Source organism: Anaeromyxobacter sp. SG66 (assembly GCF_022690805.1).
GTDB lineage: Bacteria > Myxococcota > Myxococcia > Myxococcales > Anaeromyxobacteraceae > Anaeromyxobacter > Anaeromyxobacter soli.
This window is the reverse complement of sequence record NZ_JALCZC010000014.1, coordinates 46,808-72,448: the sequence shown is the minus strand read 5'-3', so window position 1 is coordinate 72,448 and position 25,641 is coordinate 46,808. Positions and strand designations below refer to the sequence as shown.

Sequence of the window (25,641 nt, the reverse complement as noted above, 5' to 3'; positions counted from 1 at the left end):
CGACCGGGGGGTCCCCGCGCGGCCCGCGGCGCGCGCCCGGCCCGGAGCGCCCTCGAGGGCCGCCAGGCGCTGCTCCAGGCGCCGGAGCCGCTCCTCCGTCTCCGCGTGCCTCGCCTCGAGCTCCGCCAGCCGATCCGTCACGGGCGCCTCCCCGGTAGAGCGAGGACGCCGGACCCGCCCCGGCGGCCCTCGCGCGCGTCACGCCGTGCGGCGCGCGGGCTCCGCCGCGGGCTCGCGGCTCGGCTCCGCCGGCGGGGCCGCGCGCTCGATGGGCAGCACGCGATCGAACACCCACAGGAGCACGAACGGCAGGACGAACAGCGCGATCGCGACGATGACCCCCTCCCGGCCGAAGAGCGACGGCTGGTACCCGGAGCGCAGGCCGCGGAACGACTTCGAGAGCAGCTGCCCGCCGATGACGACGTTCCAGCGCATCGAGAACACCTGCACGAGGAGGAGCAGCGAGGCGACCCAGGCGAGCGTGTTCCGCACCCGGTCGTGCAGGTAGGCGTTCATCGTCACCACGATCGCGAGGAGGATGAACGGGACGAGGCTCCCGCCGATCATCTGCACGGAGATGAAGGAGAACTCGAGCCGCGTGGTGAGAAGCTGGGAGATGATGTGCCAGGCGTCGGAGTTCTCGTACGCGAGCAGCACGATCTCGAGCAGCTCGAGGGTGACGGTGAGGATGAGGAAGAACCAGAGCCAGCGCGCCATCGCCTGCACCGTCTCCCGCTCGATCGGGCGCCGCCCGAGCTTCGCGGTCACCTGGTAGAGGAGCACGAGCAGCGCGATGCCGGACACCGCCGCCGAGAGCAGGAAGATGACCGGCATGAGCGGCGTCGACCACCAGGGGTTCGCCTTGATCCCGCCGAAGATGAAGCCGACGTAGCCGTGCAGCATGCACGCCGCGGGCAGGCCGAACGCGGAGAGGAGCTTCACCGCGCGGTGATCGACCTCGAGCGCCTCGGGCGAGGTGTCGTAGGTGCCGAGCGCGAGGGCGGCGTAGAACGCGCGCTTCACGCCGCGGCTCCGGCGCGCGGTCTCGATGATCTCGCGCCGGTACACGAACCAGACCTCGAGCAGCAGGATGACGAAGTACCCTGAGTAGAGCAGGCCGAAGCCCGCCATCGCCGAGGAGAAGTGCGGCGTCACGACGACGTTGAAGGCGCGCTCGGCGTGACCGAGGTGGAGGTTCAGGGGGAACGTCGCGATGGCCATGAAGCAGAAGGAGGTCGCGAGCGCGAGCCGCGCCACCGGCTCGAACTCCTTCTTGCCGAAGAGGTGGTAGAGCGCGGTGACGATGAACGCTCCCGCCACGAAGCCCGTGATGTACGGGTACATCACGATCATCAGGCTCCAGTGGACGTGCACGTCGTTCGGAAACGCGTAGCCGCTGATCTCCGGCATCACCGCACCTCCTTGTCGAGGCCGAGGTAGAAGCACTGCGGCTCCGTGAGCAGGTGCGGCTGCAGCACGCTCACGCGCCCGTGCGCGATGGCGAGCCGGACGGGATCGTCCTCGCGGCGCATGTCCCCGAACTGGCGCGTGGCGGTCGGGCAGACCTCGACGCAGGCGGGCTTCAGGCCCTTCGTGACGCGGTGGTAGCACCAGGTGCACTTCTCGGCGGTGTGCGTCGTCGGCGACAGGAACCGGCTGCCGTAGGGGCACGCCTGGACGCAGTAGCCGCAGCCGATGCAGCGCTCGGCGTCCACCAGCACGAGGCCGTCCTGCGTGCGGTACGAGGCGCCGACCGGGCAGACCTGGACGCAGGGCGTCTCCTTGCAGTGGTTGCACATCTTCGGGACGAAGAAGGACTTGGTCGGCGTGAACGGCGTCTGGATCGGGGGGAACCCGTCGAGCCCGCCCTTCGGCGAGTCCACGTGCGAGGCCTCCGGCGAGACGACGTAGCGCTCCACCCACGTCCGGAAGAAGCCGTCGGGGACGCCGTTCTCGGCCTTGCACGCGCGGACGCAGGAGCCGCAGCCGATGCACTTCTCGGTGTCGATGAGGTAGGCGTAGCGGTGCTGCGTCCAGTCGTAGCCCTCCGCCACGTGGTCCTCTCCGAGCGCGGGGGCGCCGGAGAGGAACACGAGCACCCCGCCGCCGAGGCGGAGCGCGTTCGCGAGGAACTCCCGGCGGCCGACGGGCTCCGGCGCCGGCGGCGGGGCGGGTGCGCGGGCGTCGCTCTCGGTCTCGTCCATCGTGGCCTCCTGTCAGAGCTTCGGGGAGTGCGGCTCGTGGCAGTCGATGCAGGCGGTCCCCTCGACGCCGCCCTGGTGCTGGGCGAGGACGATCTGGGGGAACGCGGCGGGGCGCCCCTCGATTCGGCGATGGCACCGCGCACAGAGCGTGAACGACCGGTCCACCGGCATCGGCGCGCTCCTGGCGCCGTCCCGGACGTGCCTCGCGAGCGGCGCGTGGCACACCTCGCAGCCGACCTTGCGGTGCGCGCCGGCGGTGACCGCCTTCAGCCGCTCCGCGTGGCACGCGCCGCACGACGCCGAGCCGCCGTGCTGCGGCGGGCGGACGGCGGCCTGCTCCGCGACGTTGTCGAAGCGGTACGGGCCGTAGGCCCCGTACGACTTCGGCACGAGGAAGGTCCGGCCGACCGAGAAGATCACGACGACCACGAGGAGCAGGAACAGGACGCGGAAGACGTGTCGGGCGGATTCCATGGGCGCCTCCTCCTACGGCGGGTCGAGCGGCTCGAGGCCGAAGAGCCAGCGCATCCAGCGGGCGCGGCGCGCGCGCGGCGGCGCGGCGGGGGCGCGAGAGAGCGGCTCCACCGCGAAGAGGAGCCGGAGCCAGCCGCGCCTCGCGGGCCGCGGCACCTCCGGATCCTTGGGGAGCGGCTCCGGCGAGAGGAGCGTGCGCAAGAGGCCGCGCCCCCTGCCCGCCGCGAGCGCCGGGGAGGGCGGCCCGAGGCGCTCGATCGCGAAGATCTTGCGCAACGACGAAAATGTCGCAGCCCATTTTTGCGTCACGACGCAAAGCAACCACAACACCGCACCCCTCCGCAATGTGCCCCGAATTAGCTATCCACAGGCGGTTCGAGGCTTTTCCGGTATTCGCGGAAGAGGCATCCGGCCGAATTCACTGCGCTCTCCAGGGCTCGGGGTGCGCGTTTGAGCGCAGGTCTCAATTGATAGCGATCAATGTCACACGCATTCGAGGCATGGACAGGATTGCGCAGCAGGCGCCCACTCGCACCGACGGCGAAGTCCCCGGCCGCCGCAGGAAGAACGGAGGTCACCATGCCCTTCGCATCCGTCGTGCGGAACGCCTGGCGCGAGCACGGGACCGACTACGCGCTGGTCGGCGCCGCGCTCATCGCGCTCCTCGGGAGCGCGATGCTGTTCCTGAGCTTCTGATCGGACGGAGGACGCGCCTCTTGGGCGCGCTCGCTTCGCCCGCGGGTGGACCGCGGGCGTCGCGGCCGCGCAGCGCGATCACCTCGCTCGCGAGGTCATGACGCCGTTCCGCGCGAACGGAGCGCGCTCGGGCCTCGCAAGAGCCGCGCCGGGAAGAGCAGGATCGCCCCGAGGAGCGCGAGCACGCCGTTCACCGCGACGCCGAGGATCCGGAACGGGAGCAGCAGGATCCAGACGAGCGGATAGAGGATCAGCGCCGCGAGCGCGAGCGGCCAGCACACGAGGAGCAGCGCGAGCCAGACGAGGAAGGTGAGCATCGCTTTCTTCCGGTACGCGCGGGCTCAGCCGATATTTCGTCCGGCGGAGCTCGATTCGCTGCGGGGCTCCCGCGCGTCGGGCGCCTGCGCCGGCGCGGCGAGCAGCCGCCGCGCCTCCGACACCCACTCCGGCGCGTCCGGCTCTCCCGCCGCCGCGCGCCGCACCGCGAGCGCGAGCGCCCGCCCGGCGGCGGCGCGGCCCGCTGCGGGATCGCCGTTCGCGGCGAGCGCCTCCGCGAGCGCGAGCAGGTTCGGCGGGAACTCCGGGGCGCGCGAGGCGGCCTTCTTCGCCTCCGCGAGCCCCGCCTCGGGATCCCCGGGCCCGAGCGGCCACCCCGGCGCGCGCAGCAGGAGGAGCGCCAGCACGCGCTCGGGCCCCGCCTCGTCGAGCGCGGGGTCCCGCGCGGCGGCGCGGCGGAGCCGCTCCACCATGAGCTTCAGCCCCTCCGCGGCCGTGCTCCTCCGCTCGCGCGCCTGGATGCCGAGCCCGAGCGCGAGGGCGTACGCGCAGCGCGCCTCCTCCGGCGCGCGCGCCTCGCAGAGCTGGCCGAGCTCGACCGCGGAGGTCGCGAGCCGCGCGCGCTCTGCGGCGGAGCGCTCGTGCTCGGCGAGCCAGATCACGGCGCGCGCCGCGCCGTAGGGTCCCTCCACGGCGCCGGGGTCCGCCTGCGCCGCCTCGCGGTACAGCGCCTCCGCGCGGCGCACCGCGGCCGGATCGGGCCTGTGCGCGAAGGCCGCGTCCGCGTCGGCGAGGAGCCTCGCCGCGTCCGCCGCCCCTGCCCCGCGAGTGGCCGGCGGGAGGACGGCGGGCTTCCGGAGCGCCGGCGCGCAGGCGGCGAGCGCGAGGCCGAGCACGAGGACGAGCGGGAGCGAGACGCCGCGCATCCCCGCACGGTATGCGCGCGTCGGGCGTCCCGGAACGTCATGAGCGAGGCGAGCCCACCGGGGTCGCGACACTTAGGGTGTCCGCCCGCGCGCGGCCCGTCGCCGCAGCCGCGCGCCCCCACCGCGACGGGAGCCGCGGCGCGGGCGCGCGCGGTGCTACTCTCCCGCGGATGCCCCGCTCGCGGATCGAGCGCGTCTTCGGCGCGATCGTGGCGCTCCGCGTCCCCATCCTCGTGCTCTACGCGCTCGCGGTGCCGGTGGCCGCGTGGCTCGCCGCGGGGATCCCGTCGGAGGGGGCCATCGACCGGCTCGTGGTCCCCTCGGACCCGGACTTCGTCGCGACCCGCGAGTTCCAGCGCATCTTCCCCGAGCGCCCGACCGTCATGCTGCTCCTCGAGGCGGACGAGCCCTTTCGCCCGCGCGCGCTCGCGCAGGTCGCCGCCGTGGAGGACGCCCTGCGGGCGCTGCCGGGCACGACGCCCGTCTCGATCCTCGACGCGTACGCGCGCGCGCGCCCGGGAACGTCGCCGACCGCCGACCCCGCCGCGGCCGAGGCGCTCCGCCGGTTCGCGAGCGGGACCGGCTTCTTCGCACGGCAGGGGCTCGTCGGCGACCGCTTCCTGGGGGTCGCGGTGACGTTCGACGCGGCGACGTCCGCCGCGCGCGACGCCGCGCTCGCCCGGATCGACGCGGCGGTGGAGCGGTCGCGCGGCGACGCCATCACGGGCGTGCGACGGGTGGGCGGGCCCTACGTCGACGCCTGGATCGAGCGCGAGTCGCGCGAGGCGTCGCGGCGCAACTTCCCGGTGTTCGGGCTCCTCGTGGTCGCCGTCGCGCTGTTCCTCTACCGCTCGGTGCGCGCGCTCGTGGCGCTCCTGCTGACGCTCGGCGCGGCGGTGGCCCTCGCGACCGCCGCGGGGCGGCTCCTCGGGTTCCCCTTCACGATCGTCTCGACCCTCGTGCCGCTCACGGTCCTCGTGACGACGCTCGCCTCGCTCGTGTACCTTCACTCGCGGTTCGTGGACGCCCCCGAGGGCGTGGACCCCGCCCGTCACCAGCTCGCCGCGCTCGCGAACAAGCTCCTGCCGGTGACCGCGTCCAGCGCCGCCGCCGTGCTCGGCTTCGCGGCGCTCGCCGTCTCCCGCATCCGCCCGGTGCGCGAGATGGGGATCTGGACCGCCACCGGGCTCGCGATCGCCTGGGTCGTGGTCTTCACGCTCTTCCCCGCCCTCCAGCGCGCGCTCCGGACGCCCACGCGGCGGACCGTGGAGATCCGCGCCCACCTGTACGACCGGCTCGCGGCGGCCCTGCCGCGGTTCACCTGGCGCTGGCGCTGGCCGCTCGTCGCCGGGGCGCTGGGCCTCGCCGCCGCCGGGCTGGTGGCGCTCCTCGGCGTGCCCGGGCGCCTCGCGCCCATGGGCGTCGGGCTCGACGTGCTCGAGTACGTGGACCCCGCCTCGCCCGTGCACCGGGACCTGGTGTTCTTCCGCCGGAACGTCGGAGGGCTGAACGTCGCGCGCCTGTGGGTGCGGACGCCGCCCGGCGCCGTCACCGACCCCGAGGTGCTCCGGCCGCTCGATCGGTTCACCCGGCGCGTGGAGGCGATCCCCGGCGTCACCTCGGTCGTCGGACCGACCTCGATCCTGCGGCTGCGTCGCTACGCCGCCGGCCAGGGCGAGTCGCTCCCGGAGGAACCGGCCGCGTTCGCCGCGGCGGTCGCGGACCTCGAGCAGCTCCTCCTCGCCGGGCCCGAGCTCCGCGGCTTCGTCGACGTCGGGACGCTCGCCAGCGCGCAGCTCACCGTCGTGTTCGAGCGCGGCGACGGGCCCGGCGTGGCGGCGCTCACCGCCGCGGCGCGCGATGCGTGGGAACGGACCGTCGCGGAGGCGCCCGCGCTGCGCGGCGCCGAGCTCCGGGTCGTCGGGGAGTCGATCCTCGCCGGGAAGGTCGGGGCGAGCCTCGTGCCGACGCTCGGCGAGAGCTTCGCCATCACCGCCGCGCTCATCTTCGCGGCCTTCCTCGCGGTGTTCCGGTCGGCGTCGGCGCGGCTCATGGCCATGATCCCATCGGTGTGCGCGAGCCCCGTCACGTTCCTCGCGATGCGCCTCGCGGGCGCGTCCCTCAACGTGGCGACGATCCTCGTCGCCACCACCGTGCTCGGGACCACCGAGAACGACCAGATCCACTTCTTCCACCACCTGCACGAGGGCGAGGGGGCCGGGGGGCTCGACGGCGCGCTCCGCCACACGCTCCGCGTGGCCGGCCGCGCCATCGTGTTCGCGACCCTCATCGACGCCGCGGGCTTCCTCGCGCTCGCCCTCTCGCGGTTCCCGCCCCTCCGCCAGTTCGGGATGGTCACCGCGGGCGCGTTCCTCCTCGCCATGCTCGCCGACTTCACCGCGCTGCCGGCGGCGCTCTGGATCGTGCGGCGCGAGGCGCCGGAGAAGCCCCCAGCCTGAGCCCGCAACGGCCCGGGATCCCTCCCCGACCTCCCACCGCTCGCCGGGCCCCACCGCTCGGTGGTTGTGAAACGCGACTGGGCCGGATATGGTGGCTCCGTGATCCTTCGGTTCGTGAGCGCGTATCGATTTAGCAGCCCCCCGCCCCGGCCTGGGCGCTGGGTGGGCTCCTACGCGTAGCGAAGGACCACCCCGCACCATCGAGATCGCTCGGGCCTGGACGGGGGGGACGCTTCGCTCCTGCTCCCGCCTCACTCCGTCCGCCGCTCCGGACGGCCGCCACCTTCGCCCGAGGGCTCAGCCGTGAACGACGAAAAGAAACGTGGAATCTCGCTGCCGGACTGCATGACGCTGCGCGACGTGCGCGCGTCCATCGACGACGTGGACCGCCGCATCGTCGCCCTGCTCGCCGAGCGCCGCGGCTACGCGCTCCAGGCGGCCCGCTTCAAGAGCGCCGCAGACGGCGTGAAGGACCCCGCCCGCGAGGAGCAGGTCGTGCGGAACGTGCGGGCGCTCGCCGGCGAGGAAGGCATCGAGCCCGAGCTCGTCGAGACGCTGTACCGCGACATGATCGCCGGCTTCGTCCGCGTGGAGCTCACGTCGGCGGGGCACCGCGGTCCTCCCGCCCTGGAGAACCTGAACGTCGCCGCGTTCGACGCGATGCTGCCGCCCGAGGAGGTGAAGCTGCGGATCCCGGCCTCGGAGCGCGCCGCGCGGACGGTGGCCGAGGGGCGCCGGACGATGGAGGCGATCCTCGACCGCCGCGACCCGCGGCTCGCGGTCGTCGTGGGCCCGTGCTCGATCCACGACACCGACGCCGGGCTCGACTACGCGCGGCGCCTGCGCGAGCTCGCGGACGAGGTCTCCGACACGCTGTACCTCGTCATGCGCGTGTACTTCGAGAAGCCCCGCACCTCCGTCGGATGGGAGGGGCTCACGAACGATCCGCGGATGAACGACTCCTTCCAGGTGAAGGAGGGCATGGAGCTGGCTCGCCGCTTCCTCCTGGAGGTGGCCGAGCTCGGGCTCCCCACCGGGACCGAGGCGCTCGATCCCATCGCGCCCCACTACCGCGGCGACCTCATCACCTGGACGGCGATCGGGGCGCGGACCTCCGAATCGCAGACGCACCGGAACCTCGCCTCCGGGCTCTCGACCCCCATCGGCTTCAAGAACGGCACCGACGGCGAGGTCGACGGCGCGGTGAACGCGATCCTCTCCGCCGCGCGGCCGCACGCTTTCCTGGGCATCAACGACCAGGGGCGCTCGTCGGTCATCCGCACCCGCGGCAACCGGTACGGCCACCTCGTCCTGCGCGGCGGCGGCGGCCGGCCGAACTTCGACAGCGTCTCGGTCGCCATCGCCGAGCAGGCGCTCGCGAAGGCCGGGCTCCCGCAGACGATCGTCATCGACTGCTCGCACGCGAACTCCTGGAAGAAGCCGGAGCTCCAGCCGCTCGTGATGCGCGACGTGGCGAGCCAGATCCGCCAGGGGAACCGCTCCATCGTGGGCGTCATGATGGAGAGCTTCCTCGAGACGGGGAGCCAGCCGATGTCGGCGGAGCTCTCGCAGCTCAGGTACGGGTGCTCGGTGACGGACCCCTGCCTCGGCTGGGACCAGACGGTCGAGGCGCTGCGCGAGGCCCGCGCGCTCCTGCGCGAGGCGGTGGACGAGCGCCGCCAGGCGGGCGCGCCCGCCCCCGCGCAGCGCGCCACGGCGAGCTGAACGACCGATCCGGATCCGCAGAACGACGGCGCGATGCGCGACGCCGAAGGTGCTCGCGCATCGCGAGCCGTCGTTCATCGGCCCCGCGCGGCTCCGGCCGCCGCCGGGGCGGGCCCGCGATTCAGGTGTGCCCGGCGCATCACTTGCGGTGCGCCAGGCCGCTCACGTACCGCTGGTACTCCCCGCCGGGCGGGGCGACGAAGAACGTGACCTCCACGACGTCCCCGGCCTTCTGCTCGTAGACGAGCTTGAACCGCGGGCCGGGGGCCGCCGGGGCGGCGGACTCGAAGATGGCGCGGCCCGGCTCGGATCGCACGCCGTACTCGATCACGTGCCCCTCGTCGTCCCAGTAGGTGGCGCGGAGCCCCGCCGCGCCGGGGGAGAGGACCATCAGATCCTCGTGCTTCGCCCCCTGCTTCTGTCCGGGCTTCGGGGCGAACTTGGCGCGCGCGTGGCGGACGGCGACGTGCCCGTCGAGGCCGAGCGAGAACGAGAAGCTCCCGGCCGTCTGCTCGCCGGGCTTGCCGCTGCCCTCGCTCGCGAGCCAGTCGCCGAACAGGAAGCGGACGCCGGCGAAGGGATCCCCCGCCGGCGGCGCCGCGAGCGGCATCGCGGGGAGCGAGAGCAGGCACAGCAGGGAGACGGCGAGCTTCATGAGGGTGCCTCTGTCGTGGAGGTTCGAGGATGGCTGTGGCGAGGATTCTACAGCCTCGGCGGAGCGCGCCGGGGCTTCGTCGAATGGACGGCCTCGGACGGCGCGCTCCGGGTAACATCCGGCGCACGTCCACCGCCTTCAGCCCGGAGCCTCGATGGAGCCCACCCAGAGCACCGCCCTCCCCGCCGCGACCGCCGAGCAGGTCGCGAAGGCGGAGTCCATGGCGAAGCTCGTGTACGTCCTGTACCTCGCGTCGCTCGTCGTGGGCGTGACCTCGCTCGTCGGCGTCGTGATCGCGTACGTCTACCAGGGCGATGCGCCCGAGGGGCTGCGGACGCACTTCCGGCTGCAGATCCGGACGTTCTGGATCGGCCTCCTCTACGCGTTCCTGGGCCTGCTCCTCTCGCTCGCCGTGATCGGGGTCGCGCTGCTCGCCTTCGTCGCGATCTGGCTCATCGTACGCTGCGTGAAGGGCCTCCGGTACCTCGATCGGCGCGAGCCGTATCCTTCTCCCGGCACCTGGCTCTGGTAGGCGAGCGCCCGGAAAGCGAGCCGCTCGAGGACCTCGCCGGGCCATTGCCGTTTGATTGCGGTCAATCTCGCGTCGCCGCCGCGGGGGCCCGCGCTCGTCCTCGATCGCTCGAGTCGCCCCGATCGCGGTAGCGACGCGATGCGTCGTCCGCGCGAGGGATGCGGAAAAATCCCGGCGCGACCTCTTGCGCGCGCCGATCGCGATGTGCGAATCGTGTTGGTCCGAAGCCATCGAGTCGTCCGCGAGGCTTACGGATCCCGGATCAATCGTCGTCCATCCTGTCGCGTCCTCGGGAACGGGGCGCGGCCGAGCCGGTGTCGGCTCGTGGATCCCGTACCGCGGAGGCTGCCTTGAACATCCTCGTCCTGAACTGCGGAAGCTCGTCGGCGAAGTTCGCCGTCATCGACTCCGGGTCCGGCGCGGAGCGCATCTCGGGCATCGCCCAGCGCCTCGACTCGGCGCACGCCACGCTCGACTGGAAGCTCGACGGCCACCGCCACAGCCGCGACCTGAACCACGCCGATCACGACCAGGCGCTGCGCGCGGTGGTCGAGCTGCTCCGGGGCATCGGGCTCGCCGAGGGGCTGGCCGGCGTGGGCCACCGCGTCGTGCACGGCGGCGCGCGCTTCTCCGGCTCGATGCCCATCACCGAGGAGGTGGTGGCGAAGATCCGCGAGTGCATCCCGCTCGGCCCCCTGCACAACCCGCCCAACCTGCGCGGCATCGAGATCTCCCAGGAGCTCTTCCCCGAGCTGCCGCAGGTGGCGGTGTTCGACACCGCCTTCCACCAGACGATGCCGCCGCGCGCCTACCTGTACGCGGTGCCGTACGAGTGGTTCGAGCATCACGAGGTCCGGCGCTACGGGTTCCACGGCACGAGCCACCGCTACGTCTCGGAGCAGGCGGCGCAGCTCCTCGAGCTGCCGCCGCACGACCACTGCATCGTGACCGCCCACCTCGGGAACGGCTGCTCGCTGGCGGCGGTCCGCAACGGCCAGAGCGTCGACACGACCATGGGCCTCACGCCGCTCGACGGCGTGGTGATGGGCACGCGCTCCGGGTCCATCGACCCGTCGATCATCGCGCACATGAAGAAGGCCCTGCACCGCGACGCCAGCCACGTGATGGACCAGCTCAACAAGCGCTCCGGCCTCCTCGGCATCTCCGGCCTGTCGAACGACATGCGCACGCTGCAGGACGCGGCGGCGAGCGGGCACGAGCGCGCCGCCCTGGCCATCGAGAAGTTCTGCTACTCGGTGGCCAAGGCCGCCGCCGGGATGGTGGTCTCGCTCGGGCGGCTCGACGCCTTCGTCTTCACGGGCGGCATCGGCGAGAACGCCACCCTCGTGCGCGCGAAGGTCGTCGAGCTCCTCGGCTTCCTCGGCTTCACGCTCGATCCGGAGCTGAACGCGGTCGCCGGCAAGGGCAACCGGGGCGTCATCACGCGGCCGGGCGGGCCGCGGGTCATCGTGGTGCCCACGAACGAGGAGCTCATGATCGCCATGGACACCGCCCAGATCGTCGCCGCCCGGCGCTGCGCCGCCTAGCCCCCGCTGCCTCCCGAAGGTCCGAATGCCCCGCACCCTCCTCGTCGCCCCCGCCGGCCGCCAGGTCGGCGTCACCACCGTCTGCATCGGCCTCGTCCGCGCGCTCGACCGCCTCGGCGTCCGCGTCGCGTTCGCGAAGCCGATCGCCCCGCGCGGCGAGAACCGCGCGGCGGCCCTCGTGCGGCTCGGCGCCCAGCTCGATCCGCCGGAGCCCATCGCCCGCGCGGAGGCGGAGGAGCTGCTCGCGACCGGCGACGACCAGACGCTCATGGAGCGCGTGGTGGCGCTCTGCGCCCGCGCCGCCGAGGGCGCGGACGTGCTCGTCGTCGAGGGGATGGCGCCCGAGCCGGGCATGGTCTACTCGACGCGCGTCAACGCGCTCATGCTGAAGGCGCTCGACGCGGAGCTCGTCGTGGTGGGCTCGCCGCGCGGCGAGACGCCCGCCGAGCTCGCGAACGCGGTGGCGATCGCGGCCCGCGGCCTCGGCGCCGACGTGGACGGGGGCGCAGTCGGCTGCGTCCTGAACCGCGTCACGGGCGCCGGAGCGGCGGGCGCCTCCCCCACGGCGGAGGGGCGCACGCACTGGGTGGACGCCGCCGCCGAGGCGGAGGACGTGCCGGCCGCCGAGCTCGACGCCTACGCGGCCGCGCTCCGCGGCGAGAAGCTCCGGCCCATCGGGATCGTCCCCTCCCGCGGCGACCTCGCCGCGCCCCGCGTGAAGGATCTCGCCGGAGCCCTCGGCGCCAGGGTGCTGCGCGCGGGCGATCACGAGCACCGGCGGATCAGCAGCGTGGCGCTGTGCGCGATGAGCGTGCCCGGCTCCATCAAGGTGTTCCGCCCCGGGACGCTCATCATCACCCCCGGTGACCGGAGCGACATCGTCGTCGCCGCCTCCCTGGCGGTGCTGAACGGCATGCCGCTCGCGGGGCTCCTCCTCACCGGCGGCGTCGTGCCGGAGGAGCACGTCTTCGCCATGTGCGAGCCGGCGCTCGCGACCGGCCTCCCCGTGCTCGCGGTGGAGGACGGCAGCTACGCGGCGGCGAGCGCCGTCGCGGCGATGAACCTGCAGATCCCTCCGGACGACGTGGAGCGGGTGGAGCGGGTCATGAACGCGGTCGCCGACCGCATCGACGGCGAGTGGCTCTCGGGGGTCGTCCGCGCGCAGCGCAAGCGGCGGCTCTCGCCCCCCGCGTTCCGCCACCGCCTCGTCGAGGCGGCGCGCGCGGCGAACAAGCGCATCGTGCTCCCCGAGGGGACCGAGCCGCGCACCATCGCGGCCGCCTCGATCGTGCAGGAGCGCGGGATCGCGCGCTGCGTGCTCCTCGGGGCGCCCGACGAGGTCCGGGACGTCGCCCGGAAGCACGGCGTGACGCTGCCGGCGTCGCTCGAGATCGTCGACCCGGTGAAGATCGCGCCGCGCTACGTGGAGCCGCTCGTCGAGCGCCGCCGGAGCAAGGGCATGACGCCCGAGGTCGCCGCCGGCGAGCTCGGCGACAGCATCATGGTGGGGACGATGATGATGGCGCTCGACGAGGCGGACGGCCTCGTGTCGGGCGCCCTCCACACCACCGCGCACACCATCCGCCCGGCGCTGCAGATCATCCGGACGGTGCCCGGCTGCGAGCTCGTCTCCAGCGTCTTCTTCATGTGCCTGCCCGAGCAGGTGCTCGTGTTCGGCGACTGCGCGGTGAACCCGAACCCCACCGCCGAGCAGCTCGCCGACATCGCCATCCAGAGCGCCGACTCCGCGCGCGCGTTCGGGATCGAGCCGCGCGTGGCGATGCTCTCCTACTCGACCGGGACGAGCGGCGCGGGCGCCGACGTCGAGAAGGTGAAGCGCGCGACCGACCTCGCGCGCGCCCAGCGGCCGGACCTGCCGATCGACGGGCCCCTCCAGTACGACGCCGCCATCGTGCCCGCCGTCGGGCGCCAGAAGGCGCCGAAGTCGGAGGTGGCGGGCCAGGCCACCGTGTTCGTGTTCCCCGACCTCAACACCGGCAACGTCACCTACAAGGCCGTCCAGCGCAGCGCCAACGTGGTGAGCATCGGCCCGATGCTGCAGGGGCTCGCGAAGCCCGTGAACGACCTCAGCCGCGGCTGCCTCGTCGAGGACATCGTCTTCACGATCACTCTCACCGCCATCCAGGCGCAGCAGCGCGCGGCGCGCTGACCCGATCCGACCTGACGTATCGCCGCATCTCCACGAGGGGATGCGTGCGCGCGGGCGAGACGCGGTCGCGTCGATTGCCGGGTCGACGTGGCGCGGAGCTGGGTGCGAAGCGCCGGAACACGCAGGGGCGCAGCTCCGCCGCCTCGCGCCCTCGAGCACCGCGAGATGGCGTCTCGCTCCGCGCCGCGCGCGGCGCGCGACCGCCCGCCTGCCTGAATTTGCCCGCGCGGCCGGAGCGTGGCAAACGGGCGGCATGCGGCAGCGCGTGCTCGTGGTGGACGACGATCAGGATCTCCGGGATGCCCTCGCGCACCGACTCTCGAACGAGGGGTTCTCGGTCGATCTCGCGCGCGACGGCGCGGAGGCGCTCGCGCAGCTCGACACCGGGCTCAGCCCCGTGGCGATCGTGCTCGACCTCGGCATGCCCACCATGAGCGGCTGGCAGTTCCGCGACCTGCAGAAGCGGAACCCCCGGCTCGCGGAGATCCCCGTCGTGGTGATGACCGGCCAGGCGCCGCTCGGGATCGACGTGCAGCACGTGCTCGAGAAGCCGTTCGCGATCGAGCGCCTCGTCGAGACCATCCGTCGCGTCGCCGTCGTGAGCTCGTAGGACCCTTCGCTCCGTCCCGCACCGCTTCGACCGCGCCCGAGCGCGCGGACAGGCCGCGGCGCGTGCGCGCGCCAGGGCGTTCGCTGCCTTGCGGGGCCCCGCGCCCGTCCCCAGGATCCCCTCGCAACGGAAACCACACGACGCTCGCGCGGCGGTCGCCAAGGCCGCGGGCCCCGGCCGCCTCGCCTCGTCGAGAGGAGAGCGGCCATGACGTACCTGTTGCTGGCGGATCGGTGGTGGGCCCTCGCGCTCCGCGGCGTGGCGGCGATCGTGTTCGGCGTCCTGACGTTCGTCGCTCCGCAGGCGAGCCTCTTCGCCCTCGTGGTGCTCTTCGGCGTGTACGCGATCGTGAACGGGGCGATCCTCCTCGCGCTCGCCTTCCGGCGCCCGAGCGGCGAGCCGCGCTGGGGATCGCTCGCCTTCGAGGGGATCCTGAGCATCCTCGCCGGCGCCGTCGCGCTCGGCTGGCCCGGCATCGGCGCCCTAGCGCTCGTCTTCGTCGTGGCGAGCTGGGCCGTGGTGACGGGGCTCGCCCAGATCGTCGCGGCCGTGCGCCTGCGCAAGCGCATCCGCGGAGAGTGGCTGCTCGGCCTCTCCGGCGCGCTGTCCGTGGCCTTCGGCGTCCTGCTCTTCGCCGCTCCTGCGGCCGGCGCGCTCGCGCTCGCGCTCTGGGTGGGCGCGTACGCCGTGCTGTTCGGGGCGCTGCTCCTCGCGCTGGGCCTGCGCCTGCGCGCCTGGGGCCGCTCGCCGGCCCACCGGGTGCCGCCCGGCGGCATCCCGGCGACCACCTGACGCGACCCGCGACTTGGGCTGCGGTCTCGTCGCGGTCGAGCTCCCGGGGGGCGGTCGGGGCGCGGCGGCTCGGGGATGGAGCGCCGCGCCGGCTCACCCCCCGTCGGCGAGCACCCGCACCGGCATCACCATCGCGGAGAGCCCGCGGAACTGGAGCCGGCGCTGGAGCGCGTAGGCGGTCTCGTTGTGGAGCAGCCGCTGGAACCAGCGCTCCTTCTGGAAGACGAGCTTGCCGGCGAAGAACACCGCGCGCGGGAACTCCTGGGCGATGGACGCGCAGAGCCGCTCCCCCACGTCCACCGCCTCGGTCCCGAGGTCCATGCGCCAGTCCGCGGCGAGCTTCAGCCGGTGCGCGAGCTCCACGTACTGCTCGAGGCTCGCCTGGGTGCGCGCCCGCACGCGATCGACCTCCTCGATCCCCTTCATCGCGGCGGAGTCCACCACCCCGACCGAGATGAAGACGAAGTTCTTGAAGAAGTTGGGGAACGTGCGCTGCACGGTGAGGAGCGCGTGCACGCCGAGGCCGCTGTAGCCCCCGACGAGGAGCACCGCGGTGGGCGCGCGCGGGTCCATGGCCGGCCGGGGACCACCCGGCGCCGGCGGCAGGACCTCGAGGATCGCGTCGAGCCGCTTCAGGCTGTCCTGCACGGCCCGGTAGTGCCGCCGGATCACGAAGCAGAGCCCGACGACGAGCCCCGTCACGGCGATGGTGATCCAGCCGCCCTGCTCGCCCTTCTCGTAGATCGTGCCCGCGAGGATCGACGCGCAGAGCGCGAAGGCGACCCCGTGGATGGCGAGCCCGCGCCGGCGGCCGGCCGTCCGGGTGCGACGCCAGTAGCGCAGCATGGCGAACTGGGAGATCGAGAACGTCACGAACACGTTGATCGCGTACATCGTGACGAGCCGGGTGATGTCTCCCCGCGTGTAGTAGAGCGTCGCGAGCGACGCCGCGCCCATGAGCAGCACGCCGTTCTGCGTGGTGAGCCGGTCGGAGAGCTGGGCGAACCGGTGCGGCAGCCATGAGTCGGTGGCCATGTTCGCCATCACGCGCGGACCGTCGATGAAGCCGGCCTGCGCGGCCACCACGAGGAGCGCGGCCTCGGCGAGCAGCGTGACGACCACGAACCCGTGGCCCACGGCGAGACCGCCGGGCCGGAAGCCGCCGGCGAACCGCTCGAGCAGCACGGCGTTCATGGTCTTGCCCGGCTCCGGCGCCGCGCGGAAGAGCAGGTAGCAGACGAGGATCCCGGCGGCCGTCACCGCGAGCGAGACCGCCATGTAGGTCATGGTCCGGCGGGCCGTCGCGACCTTCGGCTCGCGCATGATCTGGATGCCGTTCGAGACGGCCTCGATGCCGGTGTACGTCCCGGCGCCCATCGAGTAGGCGCGGAGGAAGACCGCGAAGAGGCCCACCGCGCCGAGCTCGGCGACGCCGGCGCGCAGGCCATGCGTGACCTCCCCCGCGACGCGGGGCACCTCGGTGACGTGCGAGCCGACGCCGCCGGCGATCAGGATCACGTGGGTGACGAGGAACAGGCCGAAGATCGGCGCGAGGAAGGAGACGGACTCCTTCACGCCGCGGAGGTTGAGGACGACGAGCAGCGCGATGGCGGCGATCTCGGCGGGCAGCTTCCACGGGCTGGAGCCGCCGGAGAGGAAGCTCCAGATCGCGTCCCCGCTCGAGGCGATCGACACGGAGATCGTGAGCACGTAGTCCACGAGCAGCGCCGCCCCGGACACGACCCCCACCCGCGCCCCGAGCAGCTCGGTCGCGACCACGTACCCGCCGCCGCCGAAGGGGAAGCGCTTGATGATCTGCCCGTAGGCGACCGAGATGATGAGGACCGTGAGGCCGGTGGCGAGCGCGAGCGCGACCGCGAGCGACGTGTGGTGGCCGAGCGCCCGGAATGCCTCGTCGGGACCGTAGGCGGACGACGAGAGCCCGTCGGCCCCGAGGCCCACCCACGCGAGGAGCGCGACGAGCGAGATGCCGTGATGCGTGCGCGGGTCCTGGACGTCCCTCGGCGCTCCGAACAGCACGCGTCGAAGGCGGGCGCCGAGGGTCGCCGGGCTCTCCGCCTGGGAAGGTGCCGTCTCGGCCGGCGCCGGTGCGCCGTTCCCTTTGCGTCCTTGGAGGGGCTCTAGCGGGGGGTTTGCCATGTGCACGGAGAGCTTCGCGGCCGGGACCTCGGCCCGGCATCAAGACTGCGCATGCCCGTATCAAGGCGGCGTCAAGGTGCCCGGTGCCGGGCGAGCGCGACCTCCGCCGGCCGCCGTGTTCGTTGACGGGACGCTGACGGCGCGGCGACGAAGCTTGACCCGGCGCTGACCTCCCCGCCCGTACGCTCCAGGGTGAGGAGAGATTATGCCGTCACGACCCGGCCGACTTCGACTCGTCGTCACCTCGCGAGAGGGCACCGCGGCCGCGTCCGTGCCCGCCCGCGGAGATCTGGTGCTCCTGGCCATGCTCCTCGCGGTGAACCTCGTCCCCGTGATCGGGGAGATCGCTCACCTTGGCCGCTGGGGCGGCTCGACGCTCGGCTTCGCGACGGCGTGCGTGCTCGTCACGGGCCGGGAGCTCTGGCTCGAGGTCCGGGCGTTCGCCCGCGCCCGGAGGACCGCGTGACGATCCTCACCTCGATCGCCGGCGCGCTCGCGCTCGGCCTGACCGTGTACCTCGTGTTCGCGCTGCTCTTCCCGGAGAGGCTCTCGTGACCGGGGCGGCGTACGCCGAGATCGCGGTGTTCTTCGGCACGCTCACGGTGCTGGCCGTCCCGCTCGGCGGCTGGATCGGCCGCGCGATGCGCGGCGAGGCCCCGCTCGTGGGACGTCTGCTGGGCCCCGTGGAGCGCGCGGTCTACCGGCTCGCCGGCGTCGATCCCGCGGAGGAGATGAGCTGGCGCCGTTACGCGGCGGCCGTGCTCGCCTTCAACGGTGCCGGGCTCCTGCTGCTCTACGCGCTGCAGCGGCTCCAGCCGGCGCTGCCGCTCGACCCGGGGCGGCTCGCCGCGGTCCCGCGCGACGTCGCCGTGAACACCGCCGTGAGCTTCGTCACCAACACCAACTGGCAGAGCTACGGCGGCGAGGCGACGCTGAGCCCGCTCGTCCAGATGGCAGGGCTCGCGGTCCAGAACTTCCTCTCGGCGGCGACGGGGATCGCGGTGCTCGCCGCGCTCACGCGCGGGCTCGTGCGCCGCTCGACGCAGGGGCTCGGCAGCTTCTGGGTCGACCTGACGCGGAGCACGCTGCACGTCCTGCTCCCCCTGTCGCTCGGCCTCGCCCTGCTGCTCGCCGGGCAGGGGGTGGTCCAGTCCTTCGGTGGCGTGGGGCGATGGCCGCTCCGCGACCCGGTGCCCGACGCGAGCGGTCGGCCGGTCGTCGAGCAGGCCATCCCGATGGGCCCCGTGGCCTCGCAGGTCGCGATCAAGCAGCTCGGCACCAACGGAGGCGGCTACTACGCCGCGAACTCGACGCATCCCTTCGAGAACCCGACGCCGCTCACGAACCTCGCGGAGGCGCTCGCCATCCTCCTCGTGCCGGCGGCGCTGTGCTTCACCTTCGGCGGGTGGGTGGGGGATCGGCGGCACGCGTGGACGCTGTACTCGGCCATGCTCGTCATCCTCGTTCCGCTCACCATGGCGACCGTCGCCGCCGAGCAGGCCGGTAACCCGGCGATCACGGCGGTCGGCGTGGACGAGCAGCCCGGGCCGCTCCAGGCGGGCGGAAACATGGAGGGCAAGGAGGCGCGCCTCGGACCGGTGGACGCCGGGATCTGGGCGGCGGCGACGACGGCCGCGTCGAACGGCTCCGTCGACGCGCAGCACGACAGCCTCACGCCGCTCGGCGGCCTCTGGCCCATGTGGCTCATGCAGCTCGGCGAGGTCGTGTTCGGCGGCGTCGGCTCCGGGCTGTACGGGATGCTCCTGTTCGTCGTCGTGGCGGTGTTCGTCTCCGGCCTGATGGTCGGCCGCACCCCCGAGTACCTCGGCAAGAAGATCGAGGCTCGGGAGATCAAGCTGGCGAGCGTCGCCATCCTCCTGCCGTCGGCGGTCGTCCTCGGCGGTACGGCGCTCGCGTGCCTCGTCCCCTCCGCGGCGGCCGCGGCGGCGAACCCCGGGGCCCACGGGTTCAGCGAGCTCCTCTACGCCTTCTCCTCGGCGGCGAACAACAACGGCTCCGCGTTCGGCGGCTTGACCGCGGACGGACCGTTCTGGACGCGCGCGACGGACGTCGCGATGCTCGTCGGTCGTTACGGGGTGCTCGTCCCCGTCCTCGCCATGGCGGGAGCGCTCGCGCAGAAGCGCACCGTTCCGCCGAGCGCAGGGACGCTCCCGACCCATGGCCCGCTCTTCGCCGGGCTGCTCGTGGGGACCGTCCTCCTCGTGGGCGCCCTCACGTTCCTGCCTGCGCTCGCGCTCGGGCCGATCGTGGAGCACCTGCAGCTCCACTCCTGGTGATCCATGGACGTCGCCGCCCATCCGCCTGCCCGAAGCCGGACGCTGCTTCCACGAACGGTCGTCGGGGCCGCTCTGCTCGACGCGCTGCGGAAGCTCGACCCGCGAACCCTGGTCCGCAACCCCGTGATGTTCACGGTGGAGGTCGGCAGCGCCTTCACGACCGCGCTCTTCCTCCACGCGCTCGTGACCGGGCGGGGCGACGCGCCCGCCGGGTTCATCCTCGCCGTCGCCGCCTGGCTCTGGTTCACCGTGCTGTTCTCGAACTTCGCCGAGGCGATCGCCGAGGGGCGCGGGAAGGCGCAGGCCGACACGCTGCGCCGCGCCCGCCGCGAGGTGGTGGCGACGCGGCTCGCGACCCCGTCCCGCGCCTCGCCGCGCGAGGACGTCCCCGCCGCTCGCCTCCGCCCGGGGGACGTCGTCTGGGTGGAGGCTGGCCAGATCGTGCCCGGCGACGGCGAGGTGATCGAGGGGATCGCGTCGGTGGACGAGAGCGCCATCACCGGCGAGAGCGCCCCCGTCATCCGCGAGAGCGGCGGAGATCGGAGCGCGGTCACGGGCGGGACGCGCCTCCTCTCCGACTGGCTCGTGGTCCGCATCACCGCCGAGCCTGGCGGGTCGTTCCTCGACCGGATGATCGGGCTCGTGGAGGGCGCGAAGCGCCAGAAGACCCCCAACGAGATCGCGCTCGACATCCTGCTCGCCGCGCTCACGCTGGTCTTCCTCCTCGCGACCGCCACGCTCCTGCCGTTCTCGGTCCACGCGGTCCGGACGGCCGGCGCCGGGGCGCCGGTGGGGCTGACGGTGCTCGTCGCGCTCCTCGTGTGCCTCATCCCAACGACCATCGGCGGGCTCCTCTCCGCGATCGGGATCGCCGGGATGGACCGGATGATCCGCGCGAACGTGATCGCCACCTCCGGCCGCGCCGTCGAGGCCGCCGGCGACGTGGACGTGCTCCTCCTCGACAAGACGGGGACGATCACCCTCGGGAACCGCCAGGCCACTGCGTTCCTGCCGGGCGACGGCGTCGCGGAGCGAGCGCTCGCCGACGCGGCGCAGCTCGCGTCCCTCGCGGACGAGACGCCGGAGGGGCGCAGCATCGTGGTGCTCGCGAAGGAGCGGCACGGGCTCCGCGGGCGGACGCTCGAGCCCGGCGCGCTGTTCGTCCCCTTCGCCGCCCAGACGCGGATGAGCGGCGTCGACGTCGGCGCCCGCCGCGTGCGGAAGGGGGCGCTGGACGCCGTCGCCCGGTTCGTCGAGGCGGAGGGTGGACGCCTCCCGGACACCGTGCGCACGATCGCCGAGGACGTCGCGCGCCGCGGGGCGACGCCGCTCGTGGTCGCCGACGGGAGCAGGGCGCTCGGCGTGATCGAGCTGAAGGACGTCGTGAAGGGCGGCATCGCGGAGAAGTTCGCCGAGCTGCGGCGAATGGGGATCCGCACCGTCATGATCACCGGCGACAACGCCCTCACCGCGGCCTCCATCGCCGCGGAGGCAGGCGTCGACGACTTCCTGGCCGAGGCCACGCCGGAGATGAAGCTCGCGCACATCCGCGGCTGGCAGGCGAAGGGCCACCTCGTGGCCATGACCGGCGACGGCACGAACGACGCGCCTGCCCTCGCCCAGGCCGACGTCGCCGTCGCCATGCACACGGGCACGCAGGCGGCGAAGGAGGCCGGCAACATGGTCGACCTCGACTCGAACCCGACGAAGCTCATCCAGATCGTCGAGATCGGAAAGCAGCTCCTCATGACGCGCGGGGCGCTCACGACCTTCAGCATCGCGAACGACGTGGCCAAGTACTTCGCCATCATCCCCGCGGCGTTCGCCACGACCTACCCGCCCCTCCGCGCGCTCGACGTCATGCGGCTCCACTCGCCCGCGAGCGCGATCCTGTCGGCCGTCATCTTCAACGCGCTCGTGATCGTCGCGCTCATCCCGCTCGCGCTCCGCGGCATCGCCTACCGTCCCGCGCCGGCGAGCGCGATCCTCGCGCGGCACCTGCTGCTCTACGGGCTGGGGGGGCTCGTCCTGCCCTTCGCGGGCATCAAGCTCATCGACCTCGCGCTCGCTGCGCTCCACCTGGCCTAGAGGTGCCCGTGATCCGCGCCGTCTCCGTGCTGCTCGCCGCCTTCACCCTCCTCCTCGGCGGCGTCTACCCGGCCGTGGTGACCGGCCTGTCGCGCGTGCTGTTCCCCGCGCAGGCGACCGGCAGCGTCGTGAGCGCCGGCGCTCGCCCCGCCGGCTCGGCGCTCGTCGGGCAGCCCTTCACCTCGCCGCGGTACTTCTGGAGCCGGCCCTCCGCGACGACCCGCGTGCCCTACGACGGCCTCGCGTCCGCGGGATCGAACCTGGGCCCGACGAGCCCCGCGCTCGTCGCGGCCGTTCGCCGCCGCGTCGAGGCGCTCCGGACGGCCGACCCCGGGAACGTCGCGCCCGTGCCGGTGGATCTCGTGACCGCCTCCGGCAGCGGGCTCGACCCGCACGTGTCGCCCGCCGCGGCGCTCTATCAAGTGCGGCGCATCGCGCGCGCGCGCGGCCTTCCGCCGGACCGGGTGCGCGCGCTCGTCGAGGCGCACGTCGAGCGGCCGCTCCTCGGGCTCTTCGGGGCTCCCCGGGTGAACGTCCTCGCGCTCAACCTGGCGCTTGACGGGCTCGGCCAGTGATGGCTTGGGTTCGGAGGTGACTGGAGCGCGGCCATGACACGGCAGCCGGGGCGCCCGGATCCGGACGCGCTCCTCGCGCGCGTCACGGCCGAGGCGCGGCGCGAGGCGCGCACGCGGTTCAAGATCTTCTTCGGCTTCGCGCCCGGCGTGGGCAAGACGTATCGCATGCTGCAGGTCGCGCGGGACCTCGAGGCCGAGGGGGTCGACGTGGTGATCGGCGCGATCGAGACCCACGGCCGCTACGACACGGCCGGCCTCATGCTCGGGCTCGAGATGCTGCCGCGGCGTGCGCTGCCGTATCGCGGCCGGGTGCTCGAGGAGTTCGACCTCGACGCCGCGCTCGCACGCCGCCCCCGCATCCTCCTCCTCGACGAGCTCGCGCACACGAACGCCCCCGGCTCGCGCCACGCGAAGCGCTGGCAGGACGTGGTCGAGCTGCTCGACGCGGGCGTCGAGGTGTACACGACCCTCAACGTCCAGCACGTCGAGAGCCTGAACGACGTGGTGGAGCAGATCACGCACGTCCCCGTGCGCGAGACGGTGCCCGACTCCATCCTGGAGCGCGCGGACGAGGTGGAGATCGTGGACGTCGCGCCGGAGGAGCTCCTCCAGCGCCTCCGGGAAGGCAAGGTGTACCTGCCCGAGCAGGCGGAGCGCGCCCGGGAGCACTTCTTCCAGCGCGGGAACCTGCTCGCGCTCCGCGAGCTCGCCCTGCGCCGCATGGCGGAGCGCGTGGACTCCGACGTCCTCGAGTATCGCGCGGAGCACGGGGTGGACGTGCCCTGGCCCACCGCGGAGCGCGTCCTCGTGTGCGTCGGCCCCGCGCCCGACTCGGCCCGGCTCGTCCGCGCCGCGCGCCGGATCGCGGCGGGCCTGCGAGCTCCCTGGGTCGCCGCGTCGGTGCAGGCCTCGGGGAGGCCGCCGCTCGGCGACGAGGATCGCGAACGCCTCGAGGCCCACCTGCGCCTCGCCGAGTCGCTCGGCGCGGAGGTCGCGCGGCTCACGGGGGTGGGCGTCCCGGACGCGATCCTGGAGTTCGCCCGGCGGCGCAACGTCACGCGCATCGTGCTCGGCAAGCCGCGCCACCCGCGCTGGCGCGACCGGCTTCGCGGCTCCCTCCTCGACGACATCATCCGCGGCAGCGGGGACATCGAGGTGACCGTGCTCGCCGGCGGGGCCGACGAGGATCACGAGCGCGTTTCTGCGGTGCAGCGAGCGCCCGCGCGCGGCGCCGGCTACCTGCGGGCGCTCGTCGTCATCGCGCTGACCACCGCCGTGGCGCGCGCGGCGCGGGCGCTCCTCGGCGTCCCCGACGTCGAGATGCTGTTCCTGCTCGGGGTGATGATCGCGGCGCTCACCACCGGACGCCGCGCCTCCGTCCTGGCGGCGGCGCTGGCGGTCGTCTCGTACGACTTCTTCTTCGTGCCGCCGCCGTACACGCTGAACGTGTCCGACGCGCGTTACCTCCTCACCTTCGTGATGCTCTTCGGCGTGAGCGTCGTCATCGGCACCCTCACGCTGCGGCTGCGCGAGCAGCAGGCGGCGGCGGTCGGCCGCGAGCGCAGGACCTCGGCGCTGTATGGGATCAGCCGCGAGCTCGGCGCGGCCCTCGACGACGAGGGCGTCGCGGCCGTGTGCGCCAGGGCGATCGCCGAGGCGTTCGACGTCGAGGTCGTGTTCCTGCGCGTACGTGGCGACGGCGATCTCTCCGACCTCGCGGCGGTTCCGCGCGAGGCGGCGCTCAGCCCGTCCGAGCGCGCGGTCGCGCAGTGGGTCGCCGCGCACGGGCAGCCCGCCGGGCGCGGGACCGACACCCTCCCCGGGGAGCCGGTGATCTGCGCACCCGTGCGCGCGTGGGGTGACGTCCTCGCGGTGCTCGCCCTTCGGACCGAGGGCGAGCGCGGGCTCGGCGCAGAGCAGCACACGCTGCTCGAGGCGCTCGCGCGCCAGGTGGCGCTCGCCCTCGATCGCGTGCGGCTCGCCGCGGAGGCGCGTCAGGCTGCGCTGCGGGCGAAGACCGAGGAGCTGCGCAGCGGGCTCCTCTCCTCGGTCTCCCACGATCTCCGGACGCCGCTCGCGGCCATCACTGGGGCCGCCTCGACGCTGCGCGCCGAGGCGGAGCTGGATGCCGCCACGCGGAGGGATCTCACGGACGCGATCTGCGAGGAGGCGGAGCGGCTCGAGCGGCTCGTCGCGAACCTGCTCGACATGACCCGGCTCGACTCCGGCACCGTGGAGCCGAAGCGCGAGTGGGTGCCGCTCGTCGAGGTGATCGGCGGGGCGCTCACCCGGCTCGAGCGCCGGCTCGCGGGGAGGCCCGTCACGACCACGCTGCCGGACGATCTGCCGCTCGTCTCGATCGATCCGGTGCTGCTCGAGCAGCTGTTCAGGAACCTCCTCGAGAACGCCGCGAAGTACACGCCCCCGGGCTCGCCGCTCGACATCCGCGCGGAGCGCGACGGGGGTACGCTCTCCGTGGACGTGGCGGACCGCGGCCCCGGGATCCCCTCGGGCGACGAGGAGCGGATCTTCGAGCGGTTCCACCGCGGCGCGCACGCCGGGGTCCGGGGCGTCGGCCTGGGCCTGCCCATCGCCCGCGCCATCGCCCAGGTGCACGGGGGCAGGCTCGTCGCCGCCAATCGCCCCGGCGGGGGCGCCGTGTTCCGGCTCACCCTGCCCTTGCCGTCCGAGCGGCCGCCGCCCGCCGAGCCCGCGGAAGGCAGCGCATGACGGCGACCGGACCGCTCGTGCTCGTCGTCGACGACGAGGCGCAGGTGCGCCGGTTCCTGCGCGCCGCCCTCACCTCGCGGGGGTACCGGCTCCTCGAGGCCGAGACGGCGCGCGAGGCCGAGCAGCTCGCGACGAGCCACACCCCCGACGTCTACCTCCTCGACCTCACGCTGCCGGACGGCGACGGGGTGGATCTGGCGCGGCGCCTGCGCGAGTGGACGACGGCGCCGATCGTCGTGCTGTCGGCGCGAGGCCGCGAGGAGGACAAGGTGAACGCCCTCGACGCGGGCGCGGACGACTACCTCACGAAGCCGTTCGGCGTGAACGAGCTGCTCGCCAGGCTCCGGGTCGCGCTGCGGCATGCCCAGGCGCGGCCCGGCGAGCCCGCCGTGATCGAGGCCGGACCGCTCCGCGTGGACCTCGCCCGGCGCGAGGTGACCGTGGACGGTCGCGAGGTGCGGCTCACGCCGACCGAGTTCCGCCTCCTCGCGCTGCTCGCGCGACACGCCGGAAAGGTGCTCACCCACCGTCAGATCCTGCGGGAGGTGTGGGGTCCGAACGCGACGGAGGCGCACTACGTCCGCGTGCACATGGCCGAGCTCCGCAAGAAGGTCGAGGCGGACCCCGCCCGGCCCCGCCTGCTCGTCACCGAGCCGGGCGTCGGCTACCGGCTCCGCGACCGCGTCGAGGGCGCCTGAAGCGTTCGCCGCGGGGCGCACGGGCCG

General features: G+C 73.6%; 22 protein-coding genes and 1 pseudogene. 15 read left to right on the top strand and 8 right to left on the bottom strand.

Translation table 11 applies throughout. The features are described from left to right. Window positions 1-198 precede the first annotated feature (198 nt). From nrfD to MNZ39_RS06740, 6 genes are all read right to left on the bottom strand, one after another. Window positions 199-1,410 carry an NrfD/PsrC family molybdoenzyme membrane anchor subunit gene (gene nrfD, locus MNZ39_RS06765; protein ID WP_242336447.1) on the bottom strand — a complete coding sequence of 404 codons (1,212 nt, stop codon included), beginning with the start codon at window positions 1,408-1,410 and terminating at the stop codon, window positions 199-201. Then, window positions 1,410-2,204, bottom strand: coding sequence for a 4Fe-4S dicluster domain-containing protein (locus tag MNZ39_RS06760; protein WP_242336444.1), 795 nt, complete (start codon window positions 2,202-2,204; stop codon window positions 1,410-1,412). Before MNZ39_RS06760 ends, nrfD begins: the two co-directional genes overlap by 1 nt. A gap of 12 nt (window positions 2,205-2,216) precedes the next feature. Beyond that, window positions 2,217-2,678, bottom strand: a complete 462-nt coding sequence (locus MNZ39_RS06755; protein WP_242336441.1) for a cytochrome c3 family protein — start codon at window positions 2,676-2,678, stop codon at window positions 2,217-2,219. 12 nt (window positions 2,679-2,690) lie between these two features. Further along, entirely contained in the window at window positions 2,691-2,954 is a 264-nt protein-coding gene (locus MNZ39_RS06750; protein WP_242336438.1) for a hypothetical protein, read from the bottom strand. A gap of 515 nt (window positions 2,955-3,469) precedes the next feature. Further along, a complete protein-coding gene (locus MNZ39_RS06745) occupies window positions 3,470-3,691 on the bottom strand; it encodes a hypothetical protein (protein ID WP_242336435.1) in 222 nt (73 codons plus the stop codon). A 24-nt stretch (window positions 3,692-3,715) separates the two neighbouring features. Further along, window positions 3,716-4,576: a hypothetical protein gene (locus MNZ39_RS06740; protein ID WP_242336432.1), complete on the bottom strand. Its 861-nt coding sequence runs from the start codon at window positions 4,574-4,576 to the stop codon at window positions 3,716-3,718. Window positions 4,577-4,746: 170 nt separating this feature from the next. Between MNZ39_RS06740 and MNZ39_RS06735 the strand changes: the two genes are divergently transcribed. The 3 genes and pseudogenes from MNZ39_RS06735 (at window position 4,747) to MNZ39_RS06725 (ending at window position 8,760) form a co-directional block, all read left to right on the top strand. Further along, window positions 4,747-7,035, top strand: a complete 2,289-nt coding sequence (locus MNZ39_RS06735; RefSeq protein WP_242336429.1) for an RND family transporter — start codon at window positions 4,747-4,749, stop codon at window positions 7,033-7,035. A 345-nt stretch (window positions 7,036-7,380) separates the two neighbouring features. Continuing rightward, window positions 7,381-7,617 (top strand): annotated as a pseudogene (locus MNZ39_RS25090) (chorismate mutase); the annotation flags it as partial. Next, complete coding sequence (locus MNZ39_RS06725) at window positions 7,603-8,760, top strand: 3-deoxy-7-phosphoheptulonate synthase (protein WP_255840765.1); 1,158 nt, start codon at window positions 7,603-7,605, stop codon at window positions 8,758-8,760. The pseudogene MNZ39_RS25090 and the gene MNZ39_RS06725, both read left to right, overlap by 15 nt. 139 nt (window positions 8,761-8,899) lie before the next feature. Here MNZ39_RS06725 and MNZ39_RS06720 read toward each other — a convergent pair whose 3' ends face one another. After that, window positions 8,900-9,415, bottom strand: a complete 516-nt coding sequence (locus tag MNZ39_RS06720; RefSeq protein WP_242336426.1) for a hypothetical protein — start codon at window positions 9,413-9,415, stop codon at window positions 8,900-8,902. A gap of 154 nt (window positions 9,416-9,569) precedes the next feature. On the opposite strand from MNZ39_RS06720, the gene MNZ39_RS06715 reads away from it, so the two are divergent. From MNZ39_RS06715 to MNZ39_RS06695, 5 genes are all read left to right on the top strand, one after another. After that, window positions 9,570-9,947, top strand: a complete 378-nt coding sequence (locus MNZ39_RS06715) for a hypothetical protein (protein ID WP_242336423.1) — start codon at window positions 9,570-9,572, stop codon at window positions 9,945-9,947. Window positions 9,948-10,297: 350 nt separating this feature from the next. Further along, window positions 10,298-11,494 (top strand): acetate/propionate family kinase, encoded by a 1,197-nt coding sequence (locus tag MNZ39_RS06710; RefSeq protein WP_242336420.1) that lies wholly within the window; start codon window positions 10,298-10,300, stop codon window positions 11,492-11,494. Between the two features lie 25 nt (window positions 11,495-11,519). After that, complete coding sequence (gene pta, locus MNZ39_RS06705; protein WP_242336417.1) at window positions 11,520-13,664, top strand: phosphate acetyltransferase; 2,145 nt, start codon at window positions 11,520-11,522, stop codon at window positions 13,662-13,664. Window positions 13,665-13,917: 253 nt separating this feature from the next. Continuing rightward, window positions 13,918-14,274 (top strand): response regulator, encoded by a 357-nt coding sequence (locus tag MNZ39_RS06700; protein WP_242336414.1) that lies wholly within the window; start codon window positions 13,918-13,920, stop codon window positions 14,272-14,274. Window positions 14,275-14,481: 207 nt separating this feature from the next. Continuing rightward, window positions 14,482-15,066 (top strand): HdeD family acid-resistance protein, encoded by a 585-nt coding sequence (locus MNZ39_RS06695; protein WP_242336411.1) that lies wholly within the window; start codon window positions 14,482-14,484, stop codon window positions 15,064-15,066. Window positions 15,067-15,159: 93 nt separating this feature from the next. Here MNZ39_RS06695 and MNZ39_RS06690 read toward each other — a convergent pair whose 3' ends face one another. Further along, a complete protein-coding gene (locus MNZ39_RS06690; RefSeq protein ID WP_242336408.1) occupies window positions 15,160-17,106 on the bottom strand; it encodes an APC family permease in 1,947 nt (648 codons plus the stop codon). Window positions 17,107-17,518: 412 nt separating this feature from the next. On the opposite strand from MNZ39_RS06690, the gene MNZ39_RS06685 reads away from it, so the two are divergent. From MNZ39_RS06685 to MNZ39_RS06655, 7 genes are read left to right on the top strand one after another with little or no spacing between them, the layout of a single operon-like run. Continuing rightward, the gene (locus tag MNZ39_RS06685) at window positions 17,519-17,692 is read left to right on the top strand and encodes a hypothetical protein (RefSeq protein ID WP_242336405.1); all 174 of its coding nucleotides are present in this window, start codon (window positions 17,519-17,521) and stop codon (window positions 17,690-17,692) included. Continuing rightward, window positions 17,689-17,781, top strand: coding sequence for a K(+)-transporting ATPase subunit F (gene kdpF / locus MNZ39_RS06680; RefSeq protein ID WP_242336402.1), 93 nt, complete (start codon window positions 17,689-17,691; stop codon window positions 17,779-17,781). The genes MNZ39_RS06685 and kdpF overlap by 4 nt, the downstream gene beginning before the upstream one ends. Next, window positions 17,778-19,523 (top strand): potassium-transporting ATPase subunit KdpA, encoded by a 1,746-nt coding sequence (kdpA, locus tag MNZ39_RS06675; protein WP_242336399.1) that lies wholly within the window; start codon window positions 17,778-17,780, stop codon window positions 19,521-19,523. The genes kdpF and kdpA overlap by 4 nt, the downstream gene beginning before the upstream one ends. 3 nt (window positions 19,524-19,526) lie before the next feature. Continuing rightward, window positions 19,527-21,611 (top strand): potassium-transporting ATPase subunit KdpB, encoded by a 2,085-nt coding sequence (kdpB, locus tag MNZ39_RS06670; RefSeq protein WP_242336396.1) that lies wholly within the window; start codon window positions 19,527-19,529, stop codon window positions 21,609-21,611. Between the two features lie 8 nt (window positions 21,612-21,619). After that, the gene (gene kdpC, locus MNZ39_RS06665) at window positions 21,620-22,186 is read left to right on the top strand and encodes a potassium-transporting ATPase subunit KdpC (protein WP_242336393.1); all 567 of its coding nucleotides are present in this window, start codon (window positions 21,620-21,622) and stop codon (window positions 22,184-22,186) included. Window positions 22,187-22,219: 33 nt separating this feature from the next. Continuing rightward, complete coding sequence (locus tag MNZ39_RS06660; protein WP_242336390.1) at window positions 22,220-24,916, top strand: sensor histidine kinase KdpD; 2,697 nt, start codon at window positions 22,220-22,222, stop codon at window positions 24,914-24,916. Beyond that, window positions 24,913-25,614 carry a response regulator gene (locus tag MNZ39_RS06655; protein WP_242336387.1) on the top strand — a complete coding sequence of 234 codons (702 nt, stop codon included), beginning with the start codon at window positions 24,913-24,915 and terminating at the stop codon, window positions 25,612-25,614. Before MNZ39_RS06660 ends, MNZ39_RS06655 begins: the two co-directional genes overlap by 4 nt. Window positions 25,615-25,641 lie beyond the last annotated feature (27 nt).